22 protein-coding genes are annotated in these 21,798 nt (G+C 57.0%); 15 read left to right on the top strand and 7 right to left on the bottom strand.

The features are described from left to right. Positions 1–156 precede the first annotated feature (156 nt). The gene (locus AC2FF7_RS18900; protein ID WP_170355198.1) at positions 157–1,461 is read left to right on the top strand and encodes a UDP-glucose dehydrogenase family protein; all 1,305 of its coding nucleotides are present in this window, start codon (positions 157–159) and stop codon (positions 1,459–1,461) included. 8 nt (positions 1,462–1,469) lie between these two features. On the opposite strand, the gene AC2FF7_RS18895 is transcribed toward AC2FF7_RS18900, so the two are convergent. Then, on the bottom strand, positions 1,470–2,354 hold the full coding sequence (locus tag AC2FF7_RS18895) for a phytanoyl-CoA dioxygenase family protein (protein ID WP_496906141.1): 885 nt from the start codon (positions 2,352–2,354) through the stop codon (positions 1,470–1,472). Positions 2,355–2,458: 104 nt separating this feature from the next. Between AC2FF7_RS18895 and AC2FF7_RS18890 the strand changes: the two genes are divergently transcribed. After that, the gene (locus AC2FF7_RS18890; RefSeq protein ID WP_170754263.1) at positions 2,459–3,349 is read left to right on the top strand and encodes a LysR family transcriptional regulator; all 891 of its coding nucleotides are present in this window, start codon (positions 2,459–2,461) and stop codon (positions 3,347–3,349) included. Here the strand turns inward: AC2FF7_RS18890 and AC2FF7_RS18885 are convergent. From AC2FF7_RS18885 to AC2FF7_RS18875, 3 genes are read right to left on the bottom strand one after another with little or no spacing between them, the layout of a single operon-like run. Continuing rightward, positions 3,322–4,395, bottom strand: coding sequence for a helix-turn-helix domain-containing protein (locus AC2FF7_RS18885; protein ID WP_170754265.1), 1,074 nt, complete (start codon positions 4,393–4,395; stop codon positions 3,322–3,324). The two genes, AC2FF7_RS18890 and AC2FF7_RS18885, sit on opposite strands and share 28 nt — an antisense overlap. Before the next feature lie 57 nt (positions 4,396–4,452). Further along, a complete protein-coding gene (locus tag AC2FF7_RS18880) occupies positions 4,453–5,199 on the bottom strand; it encodes an anti-sigma factor (RefSeq protein WP_480868433.1) in 747 nt (248 codons plus the stop codon). Further along, positions 5,196–5,768: an RNA polymerase sigma factor gene (locus AC2FF7_RS18875; protein ID WP_331251810.1), complete on the bottom strand. Its 573-nt coding sequence runs from the start codon at positions 5,766–5,768 to the stop codon at positions 5,196–5,198. The genes AC2FF7_RS18880 and AC2FF7_RS18875 overlap by 4 nt, the downstream gene beginning before the upstream one ends. Positions 5,769–5,816: 48 nt before the next feature. On the opposite strand from AC2FF7_RS18875, the gene AC2FF7_RS18870 reads away from it, so the two are divergent. The 3 genes from AC2FF7_RS18870 (at position 5,817) to AC2FF7_RS18860 (ending at position 10,087) form a co-directional block, all read left to right on the top strand. After that, entirely contained in the window at positions 5,817–6,764 is a 948-nt protein-coding gene (locus AC2FF7_RS18870) for a c-type cytochrome (protein WP_170754268.1), read from the top strand. 75 nt (positions 6,765–6,839) lie between these two features. Next, positions 6,840–7,862: an Ldh family oxidoreductase gene (locus AC2FF7_RS18865; protein WP_170754271.1), complete on the top strand. Its 1,023-nt coding sequence runs from the start codon at positions 6,840–6,842 to the stop codon at positions 7,860–7,862. A gap of 65 nt (positions 7,863–7,927) precedes the next feature. Next, positions 7,928–10,087, top strand: a complete 2,160-nt coding sequence (locus AC2FF7_RS18860) for a Tex family protein (RefSeq protein WP_496906140.1) — start codon at positions 7,928–7,930, stop codon at positions 10,085–10,087. Positions 10,088–10,167: 80 nt separating this feature from the next. Here AC2FF7_RS18860 and AC2FF7_RS18855 read toward each other — a convergent pair whose 3' ends face one another. Together AC2FF7_RS18855 and AC2FF7_RS18850 are read right to left on the bottom strand one after the other, a co-directional pair. Next, positions 10,168–11,010, bottom strand: coding sequence for a cytochrome P460 family protein (locus AC2FF7_RS18855; protein WP_496906139.1), 843 nt, complete (start codon positions 11,008–11,010; stop codon positions 10,168–10,170). Between the two features lie 165 nt (positions 11,011–11,175). Then, the gene (locus tag AC2FF7_RS18850) at positions 11,176–11,757 is read right to left on the bottom strand and encodes a YceI family protein (RefSeq protein WP_480868440.1); all 582 of its coding nucleotides are present in this window, start codon (positions 11,755–11,757) and stop codon (positions 11,176–11,178) included. An 85-nt stretch (positions 11,758–11,842) separates the two neighbouring features. Between AC2FF7_RS18850 and AC2FF7_RS18845 the strand changes: the two genes are divergently transcribed. From AC2FF7_RS18845 to AC2FF7_RS18800, 10 genes are all read left to right on the top strand, one after another. Then, complete coding sequence (locus AC2FF7_RS18845) at positions 11,843–12,577, top strand: endonuclease/exonuclease/phosphatase family protein (RefSeq protein ID WP_496906138.1); 735 nt, start codon at positions 11,843–11,845, stop codon at positions 12,575–12,577. A gap of 201 nt (positions 12,578–12,778) precedes the next feature. After that, a complete protein-coding gene (locus AC2FF7_RS18840) occupies positions 12,779–13,399 on the top strand; it encodes a CDP-alcohol phosphatidyltransferase family protein (RefSeq protein ID WP_480868442.1) in 621 nt (206 codons plus the stop codon). After that, on the top strand, positions 13,396–15,009 hold the full coding sequence (locus AC2FF7_RS18835) for a sulfatase-like hydrolase/transferase (protein WP_480868444.1): 1,614 nt from the start codon (positions 13,396–13,398) through the stop codon (positions 15,007–15,009). The genes AC2FF7_RS18840 and AC2FF7_RS18835 overlap by 4 nt, the downstream gene beginning before the upstream one ends. Continuing rightward, a complete protein-coding gene (locus tag AC2FF7_RS18830; RefSeq protein WP_480868446.1) occupies positions 15,006–15,908 on the top strand; it encodes a lysylphosphatidylglycerol synthase transmembrane domain-containing protein in 903 nt (300 codons plus the stop codon). Before AC2FF7_RS18835 ends, AC2FF7_RS18830 begins: the two co-directional genes overlap by 4 nt. Continuing rightward, positions 15,905–16,978, top strand: a complete 1,074-nt coding sequence (locus tag AC2FF7_RS18825) for a glycosyltransferase family 4 protein (RefSeq protein WP_480868448.1) — start codon at positions 15,905–15,907, stop codon at positions 16,976–16,978. The genes AC2FF7_RS18830 and AC2FF7_RS18825 overlap by 4 nt, the downstream gene beginning before the upstream one ends. Before the next feature lie 12 nt (positions 16,979–16,990). After that, positions 16,991–17,386 (top strand): 6-pyruvoyl trahydropterin synthase family protein, encoded by a 396-nt coding sequence (locus tag AC2FF7_RS18820; protein ID WP_496906137.1) that lies wholly within the window; start codon positions 16,991–16,993, stop codon positions 17,384–17,386. Next, positions 17,370–18,149 (top strand): class I SAM-dependent methyltransferase, encoded by a 780-nt coding sequence (locus AC2FF7_RS18815; RefSeq protein ID WP_496906136.1) that lies wholly within the window; start codon positions 17,370–17,372, stop codon positions 18,147–18,149. The genes AC2FF7_RS18820 and AC2FF7_RS18815 overlap by 17 nt, the downstream gene beginning before the upstream one ends. Positions 18,150–18,185: 36 nt before the next feature. Then, positions 18,186–19,007, top strand: a complete 822-nt coding sequence (locus AC2FF7_RS18810; protein ID WP_480868454.1) for a RibD family protein — start codon at positions 18,186–18,188, stop codon at positions 19,005–19,007. A gap of 24 nt (positions 19,008–19,031) precedes the next feature. Beyond that, a complete protein-coding gene (locus AC2FF7_RS18805; RefSeq protein WP_480868455.1) occupies positions 19,032–20,012 on the top strand; it encodes a zinc-dependent alcohol dehydrogenase in 981 nt (326 codons plus the stop codon). Then, positions 20,009–20,830, top strand: coding sequence for an inositol monophosphatase family protein (locus AC2FF7_RS18800; RefSeq protein ID WP_480868457.1), 822 nt, complete (start codon positions 20,009–20,011; stop codon positions 20,828–20,830). Before AC2FF7_RS18805 ends, AC2FF7_RS18800 begins: the two co-directional genes overlap by 4 nt. Before the next feature lie 29 nt (positions 20,831–20,859). Here AC2FF7_RS18800 and AC2FF7_RS18795 read toward each other — a convergent pair whose 3' ends face one another. After that, on the bottom strand, positions 20,860–21,759 hold the full coding sequence (locus AC2FF7_RS18795; protein WP_480868459.1) for a LysR family transcriptional regulator: 900 nt from the start codon (positions 21,757–21,759) through the stop codon (positions 20,860–20,862). Positions 21,760–21,798 lie beyond the last annotated feature (39 nt).

Raw genomic sequence — 21,798 nt, 5'->3', positions numbered from 1 at the left:
TCTCGTTCCACAAAACTCAATCTGGCTGGTAGGACTCTCAGAAACAGCAAGAACACCCAGAATGCAACCCGGCGGCAGGAAACGGCATTGAAACCCGTTGAACTTTGCGAAATGCTGGCGCGCGTTAAACAGTCTTTTGTTGAAGGACATTGAAAAATGCGGATAGCGATGATCGGCACAGGTTATGTTGGCCTTGTGTCGGGCGTTTGCTTCTCGGATTTTGGCCATGACGTTATTTGCGTCGACAAAGCCGAAAAGAAAATCGAGATGTTGCAAGCCGGCCAAGTTCCCATCTACGAACCGGGACTTGATGTCCTGATGGCCAAGAATGTAGCAGCGGGGCGGTTGAGTTTCACGACCGATCTGGCTGCTGCCGTGGACGGTGCAGACGCAGTTTTCATTGCCGTTGGAACCCCAACCCGGCGCGGCGACGGGCACGCTGATCTGACCTACGTGATGGCCGCCGCGCAAGAGATTGCTCAGTCGGTCACCGACTACACCGTGATCGTCACCAAATCGACCGTGCCCGTCGGCACCAACAGAAAGGTGCACGAGGCTGTTCTTGAGGCCAATGCGGATGCAGATTTTGACGTCGCTTCAAATCCTGAATTCCTGCGCGAAGGGGCGGCGATTGACGATTTCATGCGCCCCGATCGCGTTGTCGTTGGCGTTGAAAGCGACCGCGCCGCCGAAGTTATGGCCGAGATTTACCGGCCGCTTTATCTGCGAGACTTCCCTATCCTGACGACGGATCTGGAAAGCGCCGAGATGATAAAATACGCGGCAAACGCGTTTCTTGCGACCAAGATTACTTTCATCAACGAAATCGCCGGCCTGTGCGAACGTGTGGGCGGTGATGTCAAAGAAGTCGCGCGCGGCATTGGTCTGGATGGTCGTATCGGCAACAAGTTCCTGCATGCTGGTCCGGGTTATGGTGGCTCATGCTTTCCTAAAGATACCGCTGCTTTGGCGAGGATTGGTCAGGAACACGCTTATCCGATGCAGATCACCGAAACGGTTATGCGCGTGAATGACGGCGTCAAACACCGCATGATCGAGAAAATTCGCGACGTATGCGATGACAGCTTCAACGGTAAGACCATCGCGGTTCTGGGTGTTACGTTCAAACCCAACACAGATGATATGCGTGATGCCCCGTCGTTGACCATTGTCCCCGCACTGATCGGCGGAGGCGCAACGGTTCGGGTTGTGGATCCGCAGGGTCGGGCCGAAGGATTAGCCTTGTTGCCGGGCGTGGAATGGTGCGACGACCCTTATACCGCAACCACCGATGCGGATGCGGTCGTATTGCTGACCGAATGGAATGAGTTCCGCGCCCTGAACCTGTCGGACATGGCACGTTCAATGAAGTCCCCCCGGATGGTGGATCTACGAAACATCTATTCGAAATCGGCTGCCCGGAAATCGGGATTCGAAACCTATATCGGTGTGGGCCGCTGACCGCCGCTTTAAGAATTGGCGTACAGCGGCACAGAACTGTCTGCTCCCTCGGCCAGGGCCTTGCTCTGATCTTGCCGTACCCGCTCGTAAAGCGCCAACGCCTCGGGTGAAAACAGCGTTTCTGGCGCAGGTACCGGCACGAAATTGCTTTGCGTATCTTCGCCCCGTGCCAACAGGGCATAATCGCGTTCGGCCACCAATTGCTCTGCATTCGGGTTCAGATAGCGGATGGCCAGACCAATCCGCCGGTCATCCGAGCGGTTTGGTCCGGAGCCGTGGATGGTCAACCCGTGGTGCAGCGACATCTGACCCGGTGCCAGCTCGATATGGGTTTTATCCTCATCCGCGACCTCTACCGCGATCTCCTGCCCGCGCGACAATAAATTCGTATCCGAATAGGTGTCGTTATGCGGAAGGATCGGGTTCTTGTGGCTGGCGCTTACGAAATCCATACATCCGCTGTCACACGTTGCAGGAGACAGCGCGATCCACGCGGTCACCTGATCCGGCGTTTCGCCCATCCCCCAATAGGTCAGATCCTGATGCATACCGACTGTTTGGCGGGTGTGCGGTTCCTTAACAAAAAACTCGGCCGACCAAACCATGATATCCGGCCCCAGAATACCCTGAACGATATCCAGCACCCGAGGGTCCGTTGCAACACGCGCTGCCAGCGGCATAACAAGATGTGCGTTGACCCGTTTATAGGTATTCAGGGGTAGCGGAAGATCTGCGCCAAGCCAGTCTTTCTCGATCTGTTCGAACTCTGCCCTGATCTCGGACGTTTCCTGTTCCGAAAACGTAGTGAGCGGGTAAAGATATCCGTCCTCCCAATAGCTTTCTATCTGCTCAGGCGTCAGACTGCCAATCGGCGCGGAATTCAATGCAGACATGCGTGTCTCCTTCTCAGGCATGTCTTCAAAGCTTAGACGTTATCCGAAGTAAGGCAGAATGTTGTGTCTTGCCCGTGAGGATAAGTTGAGCTTAGCCTGAATTCATGTCGTCCCGCATCCCATCCCTCAATTGGCTTCGTGTCTTCGAGGCTGCGGCCCGCACCGAAAGCTTTGCGCGCGCGGCTGGGCAGTTGAACATGTCTTCAGCCGCCGTCAGTCAGCAAGTCAAAGCCCTGGAAAATCAACTGGGAACGCCCCTGTTCCATCGCCATGCCCACTCTGTGACACTGACCGAGGCAGGTCGCGCCTATTTGCCTTCGGTCCAGCAATCGCTTTTGATGCTGGAAACGTCGACCACGGGTCTTTTTGGCGAAACGCGCGGGCAACGCTTGTACGTTCAGTCGGTGCTTTTGTTTGCGCATGGTATTCTGGCCAGCGGGTTGCCAACGTTTCAGGACCTGTACCCCAGGATCAACCTGTCTTTGACGACCGGTAATCTGACGGCAGACTTTGCCAATCGATTTACCGATCTTCAAATCGTTTTCGGAAACCCGACACTTTTCGGCACTGAGGGCGACGAATTGTTGCGCGAACGCCTTTACCCCGTCGCTCCGCCAGATATCGCGGATCGCATCCATAGCCCTGAGGACCTGTTTCAGTTCACCCTCATCGAAGTTTCAACCCATCGCGCCAGCTGGCTTCATCTGTTCGAAACACTGCGCCTTCCAGCTGGGCGGGCCCGGTTTTTCTTTGCCGACAATTCCATAATGGCGGCTGAGCTATCCGCCAACCGAGGCGGTATTGCCTTGGCGCGTGCCCCTGCATCTGACCGGGTCATGGCCCTGTCGGGCCTTGTGCCCTGCCTGCCCGGCATCGACGTTGCGGGGCAAGAAGCCTATCACCTGATTTACCCGTCCAAATCTGCTTTGCGACCCCCCGCCCGCGACTTTCGCAACTGGATCATGGATTACAGTGCTGCGGTCCAGACACGGTAACGTCCCTGCCCTGTCACCTCGCGGATCAAACCGCGCGACGTGAAAAGGTCAATGTTACGCTGCGCGGTCGCTCGTGACGCCTTGGTCAATTCTTCAGCCAAAGGAACCGAAACCATTGGCCACGCGGCTAGCACATCAACCAGCATTGGCGGGGTTTTCCCACTCAGATCGGACGTCAGATCCCGAGCACGGAGTTCCCACGCGCTGACACGGTCCAAGTGAAGCAATGCAGCCAAAACGGCCTGACCTAACCCCTTGATCCATGCACTTAGCTTATCGTTGACCTCTCCAACCCCACGTAAAGCACCCGGTCCAGACAGTGCAACCGGCATGAAAAGGGCGCCTCCCCGGCCCATCGTTGCCGCGTGTCGGGCGGCAATGACCGCAGCCTCTGTGTCTTGTCCCATGCCCTGAGACAGAGCGCGCCATGCGTGGAATGCAATCGCTGCTTGCGTAACCGGGTGCAGGCTTGCAACCCTGTCCATCACGTCCGCCAAATCAGCAATCGCCTCGGGGACCTCGTCCATGTCAAGCGCCATACGATCAAGAAATGCGGTCAATCCAGTGGTCCAGCCACCCTCGGCCGGGCCAGCTCCGGTTGTCAGGCGTCTGACGGCCCAACCTGCCCGAAACAACGCCTGAACGTCATCTCCGGTCGATCCGATCCGCAACCCTGTCCACAGCGCCAGACGATCAACGCCAATCCGGTCACCGGTCCACCAACCTAGGTCTGAAACATCCATCAGTGCCAACCGATGCGTCCATCCCTCTGGACCCGCTCGTAGTCTCTCGTCCAGAGCCCCGAAACTTGCCGCAAGATCCGCCAGTTCATAGGAGAGTTCGGCCTGCGCGGCCCGCCAATCCCTGAAGTCGAACAGTGTTCTGCGATCGGCCTTCGGGCCCGGTGGCAGAAAATCTTCGTCAATCTCGGCGTCGGCGGGCAGAAACCACAGATCGTCTTCCTCTGGCGGATCAGCATCATAGATGCTGCGCGGCCCCAGCGAGTCGTCGTCTTCCGGGTCTGGCCTGACAGGTTTAGTGGTCATACCCGGCATATTTCGGGTATTTCCACCAGTTCACAAGACGTTTCTGCAGCAGATTGATCAGCTGGCGAAACTTGAGGTCAGAATATCCAGCTGCCCTTCCAGAGGTGTCTGCGGATTGCTGCCAATCAGCATATAACCATAGCCACCTTCGGACCATGTCGCCGTTGCCAGACCGCTAAGCTCGGCAAGATTGACGTCCTTACTGGGGGCACCCTCACCTTGTCGGATGATACAAAAGGCGAAGGGTTGGCCTTGTTCGTCGGCAAATACCACCTGAACCAGCGGTTTGCCATTGAATGACAAAACCTGCGCGCGTTTCAGTTCCATTCCTGGCAAAGCTTCAAGCGTTTCGCGGTTCAAGGACCGTCCCAGCTCTGCCTCTGCCAAATCGAACTGCATTTTCAGCGCCTGTTCCGAGTTGTCCAGCGACGCAATCGTGTCTGGTACATAAAGCGACTGATAGATCGCCGCCTGCTGCGCCCAACCCAGAGGTTCAGGCCGGGTTGTCCAGAACGTTGCTGACACAGCGACAACTGCCACCGAAGCCGCAACGGCCATCAGGCGCCACGGTCCGCCTGAAGAATGCGAAGATTCCACCGGCTGCGGCTCTGGCAGCTCAACTTTCGGCGCCTCGGCGGGCACCTTTTCAAATACCGCCTGCACCATAGGTGCGAACGGGTCCAGCGCCATAAGGCGCGCCTCGAGCTCAGGGTCGTCCTCGACCGCGTGTTCAATCGCGGTTGCCTGGTCGTCATCCACTGTGCCTTCCAGATACGCTATCAGCGTCTCATCGGAAAACTTCATTTGCCACTCCGTCGAACGGCGTCTGCAGCACTTAGCTGCATCACGGTTTTAAGTTTCTGCCGGGCGTTAGACAACCGGCTCATAATGGTTCCAATCGGCACATCCAGCATCGCAGCCGCTTCGCGGTAGCTATAGCCCTCAACGAACACAAGCATGACCGTTTCCCGCTGCGCTTCAGGCAGGTGCATCACTTGAGTAAACACCTCAGCTGCGAAAATATTCGTTTCCGAGTCAGCTTCAGGCGAAATTAATTCTGCTTCGGGTGTGACCGACAGCGCCTGCGCCTTCCGAACCGAGCGCGCCCGGACTTCATTCAGCCAGATCGAGCGGCAGATCGTCATCAGCCAACTGTCCAACCGGTCATGTGATGTCACTTGATGATGGCGCTCGAGCGCGCGAAGGCAAGTGGATTGCAATAAATCGTCGGCTACGTCGGAGGCGCCGGACAAGGCCAGCCCAAACCGCCAGACGCGTTTTGAATGCGTCTGTATCGCGCCGCGTACGGCTTGTTCGGAACTAATTGCACCAACCATTGAATAAATAGTGACCTGTGTGTGTTTGACATTCACGAGCCGGGCCCGCCTGGTCAGAATTGACATAACCCGTGGAGGAAAGAAATGAAACTTCTGTTGAAAGCAGTCACGATTGCGTCGGCAATTGTTGCAACGCCAGTACTGGCCGAGCATTGGACCCTGTCGCCTGAAAACTCTCATTTGGCGTATGGTACCATCAAGAAAGATACCGTGGGCGAGGTCAATTCCTTCACCAACCTTTCCGGTCACGTGGGTCCAGATGGCAAGGCCGAGATCGAAATCGATCTGTCGTCGGTCGAAACGAATATCGACATCCGTAACGAGCGGATGATCGAGCACGTCTTCCGCAAAGCGGGCACTGCCGCCCTGAAGGCCGAGTTTGACATGGCCGAGGTCAAGGCGCTTGGAGTAGGCGAAACCGCGGTAATTGACGTCGAAGCGGTACTTACGCTGGTGGGGACAGACGTGGAATTCGAGGCAGAAATGTTCGTTGTCCGCGTATCCGAGACGTCGGTTATGGTGTCAACCAATGACATGGTGTTTATCAGCACCGAAGACGCAGGCGTGAATGCAGGTGTCGACAAGCTGATGGAACTGGCCAGCCTGCCCGGCATCACCCGCACCGTACCAGTCACTGCGCGCTTGTTCTTCAACATGGATGAAAACAAAGCCGAGGCAACACCCGCTGCCGCTGCAACCCCGGTCGCCGTCGCTGCGGTGGAAGGCGACATTAAAGCCGGTAAGAAAGTCTACCGCAAATGCAAAGCCTGCCATCAAATCAAAGAAGGCAAGAATGGCGTTGGACCGTCATTGTACGGAATCGTCGGTGCACAAGCAGCACAAGCGGAAGGGTTCAAATACTCGGATGCTCTGAAGGCGTCAGGGCTGGTCTGGAACCCTGAAACTCTGGCTGCCTTTTTGGCTGACCCCAAAGGGGCCCTGCCCGGCAACAAAATGCAGTTCCCCGGCCTGAAGAAAGAGGAAGACATCACCAACGTGATTGCCTATTTGCAGGACGAGGCGCAGAGCTAAGGCTCAAAACCGTTTCCCTCACCTGCCCCGCCGCGCTATGCCTGTCATAACCAAATGACAGCGCAGGGGCGGGGCATGAACGAGACGGTCAAACTGGAACTGGACGAGATTAAGGCCCTTAGCCTCAACATCTTGACGAAATCCGGTTTTGGAACGGACCACGCTAACGCAATTGCAGGGATGCTTGCGACCTGTCAAATCGACGATTGCCAGTCTCACGGGTTGTTCCGCCTGTTCATGTGCAACGACACCATGAAAGCGGGCAAGATCGATGGGCGTGTCGCGCCGGTGTTGGAACATTCGGACAATGCCATCGTTCGGGTGGATGCGCAGGACGGCATGTCCTTGCTGGCCTTCGAACAGGCGCTGCCGGTACTGATCGAGAAGACGCGAACCCACGGCATTGCCGCCATGGCGATCAACCGCTGCTTTCACTTCTCGGCGCTCTGGCCCGAGGTCGAGCGCTTGTCTGCGGTTGGCCTGGCCGCGATGGCGATGGTGCCCAGCCATTCCTGGGTCGCCCCTGCGGGGGGCACGCGCGGTAGCCTCGGCACCAATCCGCTGGCCTTCAGTTGGCCGCGTCAGGGGCAAGACCCGTTTACCTTCGACTTTGCCACCAGTGCCTTTGCCCGCGGTGAAATTGAACTCTATCGACGCGCGGGCAAGCCCCTGCCCGAGGGTGTGGCCATCGACAAGGACGGCCAACCCACGACCGATCCACAGGCGGCGATGGAGGGCGCGATGCTGACCTTTGGCGGCTATAAGGGCTCGGCCCTGTCGATCATGATCGAGCTGATGGCAGGCCCTCTGATCGACGATTTGACCAGCCTTGAAAGCATGGAATACGCCGAAGGCGCGGGCGGCGCGCCCTATCACGGCGAGATCATTCTTGCTTTTGATCCGGCCCAGTTCAGCGGTGGCCGTTTGGCCGCAAATGATACCCGCGCCGAGCGTTTGTTCGCCGATATCATCGGTCAGGGCGCACGCCTGCCCTCGCAAAGGCGCTTTGCCGCAAGGGCCCGCAACACTGAACGTGGTTACGTCGAAATTGCCAAAACGCTGCACGACGATTTGCAGGCGCTAGCCGCTCAGGTGTAAGGCCTCTTTCCCTTCGGCATATGGCTGGCTAAGTAGGTCCTCCGGATAATATTCAGGAGGCCCCCTTGGACCGCATCGCCCGCACCATCGCCACAGAGATCAGCGCCCGCCCCGAACAGGTCGGTGCTGCGGTGAAATTGCTGGACGAAGGAGCCACCGTTCCCTTTGTCGCGCGGTACCGCAAAGAGGCAACCGGTGGATTGAACGACACTCAACTGCGCACGCTGTCTGACCGGCTGACCTATCTGCGCGAACTTGAAGCGCGGCGCGAAACGATTCTGGGCTCGATTAAGGATCAGGGCAAACTGACCGACGATCTTGTCAAGTCCATTACTCGGGCGGACACAAAGGCGCAGCTGGAAGACATCTACCTGCCTTACAAGCCCAAGCGCCGCACCAAAGCCATGATCGCGCGCGAAAACGGGTTGGAGCCGCTGGCCGATACGATCCTGACAAACCGCTCGGCCAAACCTGAGGCACTGGCCGAGCGCTATGTAACCGAAGCCGTGCCCACCACCAAAGATGCCTTGAACGGCGCGCGTGACATCATCGCCGAGCGATTGACCGAAGATGCGAACTTGCTTGGCGATTTACGCGGCTTCATGCAACGCGAAGCGTATCTGACGTCCAAAGTCATCGACGGCAAACAAAAGGAGGGTGCCAAGTTCAGCGACTATTTTGAGCATGTCGAGCTTTGGGCGAATACGCCCTCTCATCGCGCGTTGGCGATGCTGCGCGCGTCCAAGGATGGTATTGTTACACTTGATATCGCGCCTGAACCCGAGACAGGAGTGGCGCACGCCGAGGCCATCGTTGCTGCGTGTTTGCAGACGCGCAGCGATGCACCCGGAGACGTGTGGCTTCGCAAGGTGGCGGGTTGGACGTGGCGGGTTAAACTGTCCCTGTCCCTTATGGTTGAATTGATGGCCGATCTGCGCAGCAGGGCGCAGGATGACGCAATTCAGGTGTTCTCGAATAACCTCAAGGATTTGCTGTTTTCCGCGCCAGCAGGTGCCAAGGCAACGCTGGGATTGGACCCCGGCATTCGTACCGGTGTGAAGGCGGCTGTTGTCGACCCAACCGGCAAAGTCATCGCCACCACCACGCTGTATCCGTTTCAACCGAAAAACGACCTGAAGGCCACGCAGACAAGCATTCTGGCTATGATCGAAGCGCATCAGATCGAGTTGATCGCGATCGGCAACGGCACAGCAAGCCGCGAAACTGAGAAGATGGTCGCCGACACGTTGAAACTGCTGCCCAAGTCAGTGAAAGCGCCCACCAAGGTGGTGGTTTCCGAGGCGGGCGCTTCGGTATACTCGGCCTCGGAACTCGCGGCGCGTGAGTTTCCCGATCTGGATGTGTCACTGCGCGGCGCTGTTTCAATCGCACGGCGCCTGCAAGATCCGTTGGCCGAGCTGGTCAAGATCGAACCCAAATCAATCGGAGTGGGCCAATATCAGCACGATGTGGATCAGCACCGGTTATCGCAGTCGCTGGCATCCGCCGTCGAAGATGTCGTGAACGCCGTCGGGGTGGACCTGAATACCGCGTCTGCTCCGCTCCTTTCACACGTCTCGGGCCTGGGGCCTGGCCTTGCCGAAGCCATCGTGTCACATCGTGACATCAACGGCCCGTTCGCCACGCGGTCCGAACTTTTGGACGTCGCGCGGTTGGGACCACGCGCCTATGAACAATCCGCAGGGTTTCTGCGCATCCGGGACGGCAAAGAGCCCCTGGATGCATCCTCGGTGCATCCCGAATCCTACGACGTAGCCCGGCGCATCGTTTCTGCCTGCGGGCGAGACATTCGGCAGATCATGGGGGATGAACAGGCCCTGAAACGACTGAAACCGCAGCAATTCGTCGATGCCAGATTTGGCCTTCCGACTGTCCAAGACATCTTTGCCGAGCTTGAAAAACCCGGGCGCGACCCGCGTCCAAGTTTTGTAACAGCGACTTTCCGCGAAGGTGTCGAGGAGATTTCCGATCTAAAGCCCGGAATGGTTCTGGAAGGCACCGTGACCAACGTCGCCGCCTTCGGCGCGTTTGTTGATATCGGTGTTCATCAGGACGGGCTGGTGCATGTCAGCCAGTTGACCGACAGGTTTGTCAAAAATCCCCATGACGTGGTCAAAACCGGCCAGATTGTCACAGTGGCCGTCGTCGATGTGGACACCAAGCGCAAACGCATTGGTTTGAGCATGCGCAAGAAAAAGGGATAGCCTTGGGTACGCTGCACAAGCAAAAAACCCCGGCAATTCAGCCGGGGTTTTCAGAAATCTACAGTGCGGCGAACGCCCTTTTACTCGACGATCTTGTGCGAATAGCCAGCCGTTTGTGACGCGTGGAAGTCTTCGACCCAGTCAACGGTAAACGCGTAGTCATCCTCGGTCAGCGGCTTGTGGCAGGCCATGCACGGAGCTTCGTTCACACCAGCCTTGTTCGAGCCGTCGACTTCAAAGACCGAATAACGCCAATCGTCATTCTTATAGATTTCAGGGACATCATCCCCCCAACCGTCGCGCTTTTCCATTGCCGTAAATAGCTTACGCTCGCCAGCAATCAATTTACCCTCAGCGTCCTTTAGCAGATTACCATCAGCGTCTTTTTTAGCGTCGTAAATCTCGACCAGGAAATACGAACCAGGTTTGAACGGCAGACCGGTCTTGACCCCTTCAAGCGCCAAATCGTTACCGCTGAAGAACCGAACCTGTTTACGGTCGTCATAGCCTTTGCGGTGATAACGGGTGAACGTGGTTTCATGATCCTTCGGGAACGCCATCAACGATCCGTCAAGACCCGTTTCATTGCTGGCAACCGCCCCAGCTTCGCCCCCGGGCAGGCTGGCGAAATAAGCGGCCAGATTATCGATCTCTGCATCGGACAGGTTCGCTGCGATGGCGTTCATCAAATCATCCTTGCGGCTTTCGGTTTTGAACGCCATCAACTGCTTTTTGATGTAGCCTTCTTTTTGACCGGCAAGGTTTGGGAAGTTGTCGGCCGTACTGATACCAGCACTACCGTGGCAGGCGGCGCATTGCGCGGCCGTTTCACTACCAGCCTGGATATCTCCGGCATTCACAACGGTCCCCAGCGAGGTGCCAACTATGGCGGCCCTTAGTGCGGCTTTTACCAACGATTTCATCAAATGTCCTTTCACTGGCTGGCAGCCGCCCGAAACATGACAAACGGCGATGCTTGCTGTGGTCAGGACATTAGGCACATGAACTACGCACGCAATGGATGCACCGTTCACAAACGCGCACAAAAAAATGAGACCATTTTTAAGCTTGGTGCAGGCCGAAACGGGTCATTCGATCCGCATAGCTTCGGTTTCGATTTTTATGTTCACAAGGTCACCCACAAGGCCATTCTCGACCGCGTAAGTCATGCCATAGTCGCTGCGTTTGATGGAGGCTTCTATCGAAAGCCCAAGCACAAACCGTTTGTGCCCAAATGGGTAGGGTTCAGCCTTGTTCAACTTCACGTTCAGTGTCACCGGCTGGGTCACGCCCAATATCGTCAGGTCTCCGGTCACTGTGCCCGCATTGTCCGTGGCGGCTGTACCAGACTCTGCGACAAAGGTGATTTCGGGGAACTCCGAGACATGCAGAAAATCCTTGTTTTTAACGTGCCCGTCACGCGCCTTGTTAAAGGTGTTGACGCTTTTGGCGTCGATCGCGACTTGAACATTCGCCAGTTCCTGCGTCTCGGTGTCATAGTCGAAAATACCCTGCACATTGCCGAATATCCCCAGCGTGTCGGCATATCCAATGTGTTCTATGGTAAAAAACACTGTCGTATGTTCGGGGTCCAGTTCGTAGCTCGCCATTTCGGCGGCCGCTGCGATTGGAGAGGTTGCGATCAGAAAGCTTAAAGCAATATTGCGCATGGCTGGTCCCTTGACGATTGTCGAACTAGATAAAGGTAGTCAAACAACCATATAGCCCGCGCCCTGCACCGACAAAGTAAACTAAATGCGCTTAACCCGTCTAACTTGTGCCACTTGGAACATTCACCGCGCCAAGGGAGCGGACAAGCGGGTTGATCCCGATCGTATCCATCGAACCATCGCTTCTGATCTGGCCCCTCTTCGGCTGGACGTTTTAGCCTTGCAGGAGGCCGATGGCGAGTGCCGGCCACATGCGCGAATTTTAGACATGCGCCGTATACAGGGCGACACCGGCTTGGTTTACCAGCATGATCAGCATGCGATGCGATGGGGATCACAAAGCGACGGATTCCTGGGAACCATTCTATTTCTTCATCCGCTTCTTGAGGTAACCCACCGCGATGTTGTCGATCTTCCGGGGCATTGCCACCGCGGCGCGGTCGTGGTCGAGACCCTGCGAGACGGCGTCGATATGCGAATTCTCTCTACGCATTTATCGCTGTTCCAACCCTTGCGCGTCATACAAATGCGTATCATCGGGCAATATTTGCCGCGCCGCCCTAAGATGCAGACAATTCTTCTGGGTGACTTGAACGAATGGCGGCCGTGGGGTGGTTTGATGTTTCACAGACGTCTTGTTGGGCAAAAGCTTGCAGGACCCGCGCGGGCGACCTTTCCGTCACGCCGCCCTTTGTTGCCTCTGGACCGAATTATGACTGATCGGCCTGATGGGGTCTTTGATGCACAGGCTATGTCGACGCCGAATCTGCGCATGGCGTCAGACCATTTACCATTGATTGCTTCGGTCAAGGTTTCGTGATCACCTGAATAATGACGCTCGGCATTTGTTAAGAGATTAGTCAAAAGGGAAATCTACGCTAGATCACAATAGATTATGACACCGCAATCCAAAGTCCAAGCGTCACAGCGCGTGACAACCGACCGCCAGTCTCTCTGGCTGATGTCGCCCCTGACCTCCTTTTGGCTTCAGGTAGGTTTGATTGGGTGTGGGCTGACAATCTTGGCATGGTTAACCCTGCCAACCGTTTTTTGGGTTCTACTTGCGTTCTTCGTGGCCTCGGCCCTTGCCGGGCTGGGGTTGGCAACTTCGTACCCTCACAGGTTGCTGGGCCTTTGCAATACCGTAACCTTGCTGCGCGCGGCCCTTGTGGCGTTCCTTTTCGGCACGCTTTTTGTCGCCGACACTGTGTCGGGCTGGGTGATATTCTGTATCGGAACAAGTGCATTTGCGATGGATGGCCTGGACGGCTGGCTGGCCCGTCGCTCTGGACTGAAATCCGATTTTGGCGCGCGGTTCGACATGGAAACCGATGCCGCCTTGGGTGCAGTGCTTGCGCTGTGGCTGATGCTATCCGGAACCACACAGGCCGAAGTTCTGATCCTTGGTTTTGCTCGCTATGCCTTTGTTATTGCTGGTTGGGCAATACCCCGACTGCAAGGAGAGCTTAGGCCATCCTTTCGTCGCAAAACCATCTGCGTGGTACAGATCACGGCACTTTTGATCCTCATTTGCCCGTTGGCACCTCACTTTCTGATCGCGCCGATTTCCATCAGTGCGTCAATCGCGCTGAGTTACTCATTTGGCGTGGATATCCGTTGGCTGCTGAGCCGCAACTCATGAGGTTATCTTTCGCACTTGTCCTCGGCGCTCTTTTGGTCTTTTGCGCTTTGGTCCTGCCGAACCATCCCGGCACAATGAATTGGTCTGCGGTGAATCGCTGGCCGCTGGAATTACCCGTGATCCTTTTGTTCATGATCGCATTCGGAAGGATTCCTGGGGTGGCGTCAATTCTGGCGGCCCTTTTGATCGCAGCCAGCCTGATGAAACTAGCTGACTACGCCACGTTCACCGCGTATAACCGCACCTTTAATCCAATCGTCGATACATTTTTGATCGAGGCAGGTTTTGGCTTGTTGCAAGACAGTGTTGGCAGGCCCTTGGCCATAGCGATGGCTGTGACAGGCGGCGCGCTGGTGGCCATCTATTTCGTATTGCTGCGATTTGGGTTGAAAGCCTGGGGGTCTCTGTCACCCCCCGTTTGGGCGAAGACGGCTGCGGTGCTTGGCATAATGATCACAGGATCCTGGGCCGTGGCGGACGCCGGGCATCACCTTAAATACTGGCGTTTTGATCAAAGCCCTCCGGGCACGGCGTGGACATCCCGGCTGGTGTTCAAGCGTGGGACCGAGATGCAGGCAACCGTTGACGATCTGTCTGTGTTCCGTCGCGAGGCGCGGGCAGATCCGATGCGCCAAGCGCAAGGTTTGCTGGATAGGCTTTCGGGCCGCGATATTCTACTGATCTGGATTGAAAGCTATGGCCGCGCGAGCTTTGATAATCCACTGTATTCCGACACCCACCTGCCGACGCTACAAAGCGCCGAGACGGCCCTTACGCAAGCGGGACTGTCCGTCAAAAGCGGCTGGCTGACCTCACCCACGGCAGGTGGCGAAAGCTGGCTGGCACATGGCGCCTTGTCGACCGGACTTTGGACGTCGGATAACGGACGCTACAACGCGATGCTGGTCAGCAATCGAAAGTGGTTGTTCCACTATGCGCGGGATGCCGGCTATCGCACGGCGGCGATCATGCCTGCGATTACGCTGGCGTGGCCCGAAAGCGCCGTGATGGGGTTCGATCACATATTTGCAGCCGCGGACATTCCTTATCGCGGAAAACGTTTTGGCTGGGTGACTATGCCTGATCAGTTCACTCTGGCGACCTATAAGGATTTGCTACCGCCCGACCCACGGCCTGATTTCATTCAAGTTGCGCTGATCTCGTCTCACGCACCATGGACACCGATCCCGCGGATGATCAGGGATCAGGACCTGGGCGATGGAACCGTTTTCACACCGATGGCCGAGCAAGGCCCCCCCGCGCGCGAGTTATGGCAGGATCACGATGATGTGCGGGACGCCTATCGCCGCGCGGTCGACTACAGTTTGCAAGCAGTGTTTTCGCATGTGGCAAAACTGGGTAAGCAAGCACCACTGGTTATTGTCGCAGGAGATCATCAAGCCGCAGGTTTTGTGGCTGGCAGTGACAATCGCGATGTCCCGATCCATGTTATCGGCCCCACAGATGTTCTGTCTTTGATTAACCACTGGGGCTGGGCTGACGGTCTAGCGCCCGCCGCAGATGGCCCGGTACGTCGGATGGATACGTTTCGCGATGATTTCCTGTTAGCCTTCACTTCTTCGGGGCAATTAGCGGGGAAACCGAGATGAGTGGCCGCCTGTTTCGCCTGTTCGGATCACTTGCGCTGTTGGGCGTCGTGTTGTGGTGGAGCGCGGCCGGAGAGGTCTGGGAAAGACTGCGCGAAGCTCAGCCGTTCTGGATTGTGATAGCAATCCTTGCCTTGAATTGCAGCACCCTATCAATGGCACGGCGATGGCAGCTAACCGCGCGGGCGTTGGAGCTGAAGATGACTTTCCGCGCAGCGCTAAAGGAATATTTTCTAGCCCTTCTCGCCAATTCCCTGTTACCCGGTGGTGTCGTTGGCGATGTCAGCCGTGCAATCCGAACACGCCAGCATGGCGACCTGAAACGCGCAGCGCAATCCGTCGTGGCCGAGCGGCTTATGGGTCAGGTGGCTCTGTTTGCGGTCCTTTTTGCCGGTCTGTCCGTTAGTTTGTTGTGGCCGGGTGGAATCGAATGGCCCAGCGGGACAGGATGGATGCTGGGAGCTGGCGTTACCCTGACTTTCGGTGTGTTGATCTGGCTGGCGTCGGCTCAAAAGACAGCCCGTTTTACGAAGTTCTGCCTTGTGCTGATGGTCCGCCCAGAGATTTCGGCTCATGCCATGACGGCCGCTGCTCTGTTGATCTTCGGCCTCTATGCATGCGCCCGTGCTACTGGAACAGAACTATCGATTGAGGCAAGCGTGACAGTTCTGCCCTTGGTCTTGTGCGCCATGCTGGTTCCGTTGTCGATCGCCGGTTGGGGATGGAGAGAAGGCGCCGCCGCCGCGCTTTTTCCCATACTGGGGGCATCGCCCGAAGCTGGGATCGCGATGGGTATCTGTTATGGTGCTGTGATGCTGTTGGCCGCCCTTCCTGCGGTTGCTTTTGTTTTTATGCCCTCCGAAGCTGAGTTGAACACAAATCCCTTGGAAAACGCATCATGAGCGCCGTTTTTGCGATACCCGGAGACAAAGACCAGCGCACCGGCGGTTATATCTATGATGCGACCGTATTGGATTTGTTGAACCAAATCGGCTGCCCAACCGCGCATCTGGAACTGCCCGGCAGTTTTCCGAATGCACCTGCGCATGACATGGAAACTGCGCTGAATGCTCTGCGGGCCGTTCCTGCCTCTACCCCGGTTATCGTGGACGGTTTGGCTCTGGGCGCCATGCCACCCGAAGGTGTCGCCAGTATTGCCGCACCTGTGATCGCGCTTGTCCACCATCCGCTTGGGCTGGAAACCGGAACAGATCCCGCCCGCGCACAGGATTTGATCCGCAACGAGGCCGCAGTGCTGGAACATGTCGCCCATGTCATCGTGACCAGCACCCATATCGGGGAGACGCTTTGGGCCGATTTCGGTGTGTCCCCTGATCGGATTACTGTGGCAAGCCCCGGCTTCCTGCGCCCCATGACTGGTTCAGCACCTGTTTCACCACCGCTGATCCTGAGTGTTGGATTATTGTCATCGCGCAAGGGCCACGACGTTCTGATCTCTGCTTTGGCGCAAATTGCCGACCTGCCTTGGCAAGCGGAAATTATCGGCCGCCCGCAAGACCCAAACTATACCGCAGAATTGCAATCACTGATCTCGAATGCAGGGTTAGCCAATCGTATCCAACTAAGGGGCGAGGTCGATGGTGCCGCCATCGAGGATGCATACCGACGCGCAAGTATGTTCGCTCTGGCCACACGATACGAAGGCTACGGCATGGTCCTGAGCGAGGCGATGCTGCACGGTCTGCCGGTTGTTTCCTGCGCAGTCGGTGCGGTCCCCGAAACGGTTGGCCATGCCGGGCGTCTTGTGCCCGCCGATCAACCCGATGCCTTTGCAGCCGAATTGCGCACCCTGCTGGAAGACCCGGATCAGTTGGTGAAAGCTGCGCAGGCTTCACTGGAACAGTCGGCAGGGTTGCCGAGCTGGCACGACACAACCCGGCATTTCGCCGATGTCATCAAACGGGTGGCCGAGTCAATTGTGCCGCCTTTCCCCTCTGGACCCACGAAATGAACTGGACCGCCTATGTTTGCTGTTGAAGTCCGCGACCATGTAATGATCGCACATTCCCTACCCTCTCCTGTTTTTGGCCCCGCGCAAGGGATGCACGGCGCGACCTTCGTGGTGGATGCGGCGTTTTACACCGAAGATCTGGATGAAAACGGTCTGGTCGTTGATATCGGCTTGGCCACCGAGGCTCTGGCCAACACGCTTGCCCCGCTGCGCTACGCCAATCTGGACGAAGTCCCAGCGTTCAAGGGCAAGATCACAACGACAGAGTTTCTTTGCTATCACATTTGGGATCAACTCAAGACGGTCGCAAAAACCAGCGGATTGGGCGACAATGGCCGCGTCAAACACATTCGGGTGCAGCTGCACGAAAGCCATGTGGCGCGTGGGTGGTATGAAGCAGACATCTGAAACCAGCTTTGAACCGGATTGGCTGAATCTTCGGGAACCAGCCGATCACCGGGCCCGCGATCCAAAACTGCTCGCTAGAGCCGCAGGCAGCGTTCAGGATGGGTCCGTTGTACTGGATCTGGGCAGTGGCACCGGATCAACGGCCCGGGCATTTGTTCAAGCAGGGTTCGGCAAGATGCGTTGGCGCTTTTTCGACAACAACGCGACCCTGTTGCGTATTGCAAGTGATCGCCATCCCGAAGCCGAATGCGTCGTCGGCAATCTCGGTGACGTAAAAAATCTGCCGCTCGGGGACGTCGGCCTGATCACGGCTTCGGCCTTGTTCGATCTTGTGCCCGAAAGCTGGATCAATGCTCTGATCCTCCGTGCAGCCGATGCGGGCATACCAATCTACACGGCTCTGAACTACGATGGCCAAATGAGCTGGACACCCAACGATGAACGTGACTGTGTCGTCACTCTTGCGTTCAACCGGCACCAGACGAACGACAAAGGTTTGGGACCAGCGCTGGGGCCGTTATCCGGGTCACGGTTTGCGGAATTGAGCGAAATAGTGGGCTACACTGTTGCTTCCGCACAAAGCCCTTGGCGGTTGGGGCCGCAAGAGACCCAACTGCATGACGCAGTTTTAGACGGAATCGCGCAGGCAGCCCACGAGGCTGGCGCGAAACACGCCCTCGATTGGGGAAGAGACAGGCGGGGCGCAGTCGCGGAAACGCTTGGGATGATTGGGCACACTGATCACTTATCGGTACCGCGATGACAGTCGCTCAACTCTATACAGAATGCGGAGAAACCAATGCACGACGTTGACGTAACACCCAGGGTTTGGGACCGCATTCTTGCCGTTCGAGCGGGTCATGGTTGTCTGTGCGATCCGGATTGGACGGAAGGCGAAAAGCGGGCTATCTCTGTCTACGGAGCGTTAGCACAGCCGAACCCCTCGGGTCAGGTAATCGGGCAGATCGGGCAATCACTGGACGGACGGATTGCAACTGTGTCGGGCGATGCCAAAGACATCTCGGGGCGCGAAGGGCTGGTACATTTACACCGTCTACGGGCTTTGTCGGATGCGGTTGTGATCGGCGTTAAAACTGCACTGCATGACAACCCACGCCTCACCGTTCGCCTCGTCAAAGGTCAAAATCCGGTCCGCGTGATCATTGACCCAAACGGGAGGATGCCAAACGATATCGGTCTGATGCAGGACATGAACGCCCGGTGCATAGTCATCCAATCGGTAGATGCACCGCGTCCCGACCATATCGAAGTGGTCAAGTTGCCGCGCACCCATTGGATTTCGCCAGCACAAATCCTGGGCGCCTTGCGTCAGCGCGGATTGAATCGCGTCTTGATCGAAGGTGGCGGCATCACGATTGCTCAGTTTCTTGAAGCAGGGCTGCTGACCCGGCTGCATGTCGCGGTTGCACCCCTATTGATCGGGGCCGGACCACAAGGGCTGACCACATCACCGGTCGCCAGCCTAGCGCAGGCCCTTCGGCCCAAGACGGACGTCTATGGTTTGGGTACCGACGTCCTGTTTGACTGCACACTGGAACCTCGACATGAACAAGTGGCCACCTACCCCTTACCCTGCCGGAACGCTGCTCATGCGTCCTAACGCGAATAAGTTGAACTTTGAACAATGACCGCCAACCCAGAACAGCCTACACGGGCTTTATGGATTACCAAAGCCGCTAGCACTGAAATACGCGAAACGGACATCCTTGATGGCCTGGACCATGTACAAGTGTCCACCCTGTTCTCGGGCATCAGCCGGGGCACCGAACGGCTTGTGTTTTACGGTCAGGTACCGCGCAGCGAACATGGCACCATGCGTGCGCCGTTTCAGCAAGGCGATTTCACCTTCCCCGTCAAATATGGCTACTCGGCTGTTGGCACCGTTCAATCCGGACCGCGTGAGGGTGAGACTGTATTCGCGCTATATCCCCACCAGACACGGTTCAGCATACCCTCACATGCGGCCATTTCGATCAACCCATCCGTTCCTCCTGCCCGCGCCGTGTTGGGGGCCAATATGGAAACGGCATTGAACATCATGTGGGACGCGGGCGTTTGCGCAGGCAGCAAAGTGACCATTGTTGGCGGCGGTGTTGTCGGCGCGCTGACCGGATACCTGTGCGCCAGAACGCCAGGAACCGAGGTTTGCATAGTGGACATCAACCCGGACAAGGCCGCCCTTGCCGGACAGTTGGGTTGTGCATTTGCCGCCCCCGAAAACGTGCCCGAAGACGCAGACATGGTCATCCACACCTCAGCCACCTCAAGCGGATTGGCGACAGCAATAAACGCTGCCGGTGTCGAAGCAACGATTATCGAGGCCAGTTGGTATGGTGATCACCTCACGACCGTGCCGCTTGGTGCCCGATTCCATCAAAGGCGGTTGCGGATCATCAGCAGCCAAGTCGGTCGTATCCCCGCACATTTGGGAGCGCGCTGGGACTACAAAATGCGGCTAACCAAGGCGATTGACCTGTTGGCAGACCCAGTTCTGGACGCATTGATTTCGGGTGAAACTGAATTCGCAGATCTTCCAGAGAATTACGGGTCTATTCTGGAAGATCCATCGACCCTCTGCCATAGAATACGGTATTCCAACAGATGACGTTGCCGCAGGAAGTTACTCCTTGGCTGTCGCCCAAGGCGTCTGAACACATGCAAGCGATGGCACGGGCCGCGCTTCGCGCCGGGGCCGGGTTGCAACAAGCCTTCAAGACCCGCGACACGCTAAACATTTCACAAAAATCCAAAGGCGACTTCGTATCCGACGCAGATCGCACGGCAGAAGCGGAAATCAATCTGCACCTGACCGCGACCTATCCCAAGTATGGTTGGCTCGGTGAAGAGACTGGAACGCGCGCGGGCATCGGGACGGCTTTGCGATGGGTGGTGGATCCGTTGGACGGGACGACGAATTTCCTGAAAGGTATTCCCCATTGGGCCATATCCATAGCGTTATGTGATGGCGACGATGTACTGGCTGCCTTGATCTACGATCCCCAGAAAGCCGAAATGTTCACAGCCGAACGCAGCTGCGGCGCATTTTTGAACGGGCGACAGATATCGGTCAGCGGCGAAGGTGATCTGACCGCAGCTTTGTTTGCCACTGGCGTCCCTGCCGGGGGGCGTGTGACCTATCTGAAACCTGCCCTTCAGGACCTTGAACGACTTATGCCAGAGTGTGCCGGTATTCGCAGAAACGGCGCTGCGGCCCTTGATCTTGCCTATGTCGCCGCCGGGCGGCTTGAAGGGTATTGGGAGCGGAACCTGGGTCCGTGGGACATGGCTGCAGGAATTCTGTTGGTGCAGGAAGCCAAAGGGGTCGTGCACCCGCTTTGGCCGGATCAAGACATCTTCTCGTCAGGCTCTTTTCTGGCAAGTAACGCAGCCTTGGCAAATACGTTCCGCAAATTCATTGTCTGAGGTGATCTTAGACAAATACCCCCGCCTGGTCACGCGCCTGCGTTTGTGATGAGGTCGTCTTTTGCAAGGTGGTCGATCAGGTGCCTGACGCGGGTCGTCATACGGCGATTTTGCGGGAAAAGAGCGGCGACGACATAAGGTGCCACACGGTAAGTAGCAAACAGTTCGATCAAAGCACCCGACCTGAGAGCCTCAGCTACTGTGTAAGCAGGACATCGTGCGATCGCCACACCATCCATCGCAAGACGCGCCGAAGCTGCGGGGGCATTGGCGCGCAACCGTCCGCTTACCGGAACCGCCACATCTTCGCCTTTGATATCGAACCGCCACAGCCCGGGCTCGGACATGTTCCCGTCAAGAATGCAGTCATGTGTCGCCAGGGCGCGTGGGTCTGTCGGCGTGCCTGCGCGGTCCAGATACGCGGGGGATGCGCATACGATTAAAGGCATTTGCCCCAGTTGACGCACTTTCAGTGAACTGTCGCGCATCGGACCTATCCGGATAGCGAGGTCCAGACCCTCATCAATGATCGACACCCTGCGGTCGGACAGGTTCAGGTCAATCTCGACCTCGGGGTGCTGTGTTGCAAAGGCCGCAAGTGACGGCGCAAGCCGCACCGAGCCAAAGCCGGTCGGCGCAGAAATCCGGATTACGCCGCGCAGTGATTTCTGGGCGTTTCGGACTGTTTCCTCAAGTTCGTCAAACCCATCCAGCAGCGGTTCGCACATTGCCAGATACGTCGCACCCGCATCTGTCAGGGATACGCTGCGTGTCGTACGGTTCAAAAGCTGCACGCCCAATGCCTCTTCCAGATCAGCAACATATTTGCTGACCAGTCGAGATGAACGCCCCATCCGCTGCGCCGCCAACGTGAAAGAGGCATTTTTTGCCACCAGCGCGAATGCGCGCATTCGATCAATCTTGTCCATTTAATTGCGCCCTTTCAGGGCCTAATTATTCGCAAAATC

The sequence above is a fragment of the Ruegeria sp. YTSC325 genome (assembly GCF_059609525.1).
The sequence above is the reverse complement of the archived record's forward strand: the minus strand, read 5'-3'. Positions and strand labels throughout refer to the sequence as shown.

Coding starts and splice junctions, on each gene's coding strand:
- AC2FF7_RS18900 (WP_170355198.1), top strand. CDS start 157: ATGCGGATAGCGATGATCGGCACAGGTTATGTTGGCCTTGTGTCGGGC.
- AC2FF7_RS18895 (WP_496906141.1), bottom strand. CDS start 2,354: ATGTCTGCATTGAATTCCGCGCCGATTGGCAGTCTGACGCCTGAGCAG.
- AC2FF7_RS18890 (WP_170754263.1), top strand. CDS start 2,459: ATGTCGTCCCGCATCCCATCCCTCAATTGGCTTCGTGTCTTCGAGGCT.
- AC2FF7_RS18885 (WP_170754265.1), bottom strand. CDS start 4,395: ATGACCACTAAACCTGTCAGGCCAGACCCGGAAGACGACGACTCGCTG.
- AC2FF7_RS18880 (WP_480868433.1), bottom strand. CDS start 5,199: ATGAAGTTTTCCGATGAGACGCTGATAGCGTATCTGGAAGGCACAGTG.
- AC2FF7_RS18870 (WP_170754268.1), top strand. CDS start 5,817: ATGAAACTTCTGTTGAAAGCAGTCACGATTGCGTCGGCAATTGTTGCA.
- AC2FF7_RS18865 (WP_170754271.1), top strand. CDS start 6,840: ATGAACGAGACGGTCAAACTGGAACTGGACGAGATTAAGGCCCTTAGC.
- AC2FF7_RS18855 (WP_496906139.1), bottom strand. CDS start 11,010: ATGAAATCGTTGGTAAAAGCCGCACTAAGGGCCGCCATAGTTGGCACC.
- AC2FF7_RS18850 (WP_480868440.1), bottom strand. CDS start 11,757: ATGCGCAATATTGCTTTAAGCTTTCTGATCGCAACCTCTCCAATCGCA.
- AC2FF7_RS18845 (WP_496906138.1), top strand. CDS start 11,843: ATGCGCTTAACCCGTCTAACTTGTGCCACTTGGAACATTCACCGCGCC.
- AC2FF7_RS18835 (WP_480868444.1), top strand. CDS start 13,396: ATGAGGTTATCTTTCGCACTTGTCCTCGGCGCTCTTTTGGTCTTTTGC.
- AC2FF7_RS18830 (WP_480868446.1), top strand. CDS start 15,006: ATGAGTGGCCGCCTGTTTCGCCTGTTCGGATCACTTGCGCTGTTGGGC.
- AC2FF7_RS18825 (WP_480868448.1), top strand. CDS start 15,905: ATGAGCGCCGTTTTTGCGATACCCGGAGACAAAGACCAGCGCACCGGC.
- AC2FF7_RS18820 (WP_496906137.1), top strand. CDS start 16,991: ATGTTTGCTGTTGAAGTCCGCGACCATGTAATGATCGCACATTCCCTA.
- AC2FF7_RS18815 (WP_496906136.1), top strand. CDS start 17,370: ATGAAGCAGACATCTGAAACCAGCTTTGAACCGGATTGGCTGAATCTT.
- AC2FF7_RS18810 (WP_480868454.1), top strand. CDS start 18,186: ATGCACGACGTTGACGTAACACCCAGGGTTTGGGACCGCATTCTTGCC.
- AC2FF7_RS18805 (WP_480868455.1), top strand. CDS start 19,032: ATGACCGCCAACCCAGAACAGCCTACACGGGCTTTATGGATTACCAAA.
- AC2FF7_RS18800 (WP_480868457.1), top strand. CDS start 20,009: ATGACGTTGCCGCAGGAAGTTACTCCTTGGCTGTCGCCCAAGGCGTCT.
- AC2FF7_RS18795 (WP_480868459.1), bottom strand. CDS start 21,759: ATGGACAAGATTGATCGAATGCGCGCATTCGCGCTGGTGGCAAAAAAT.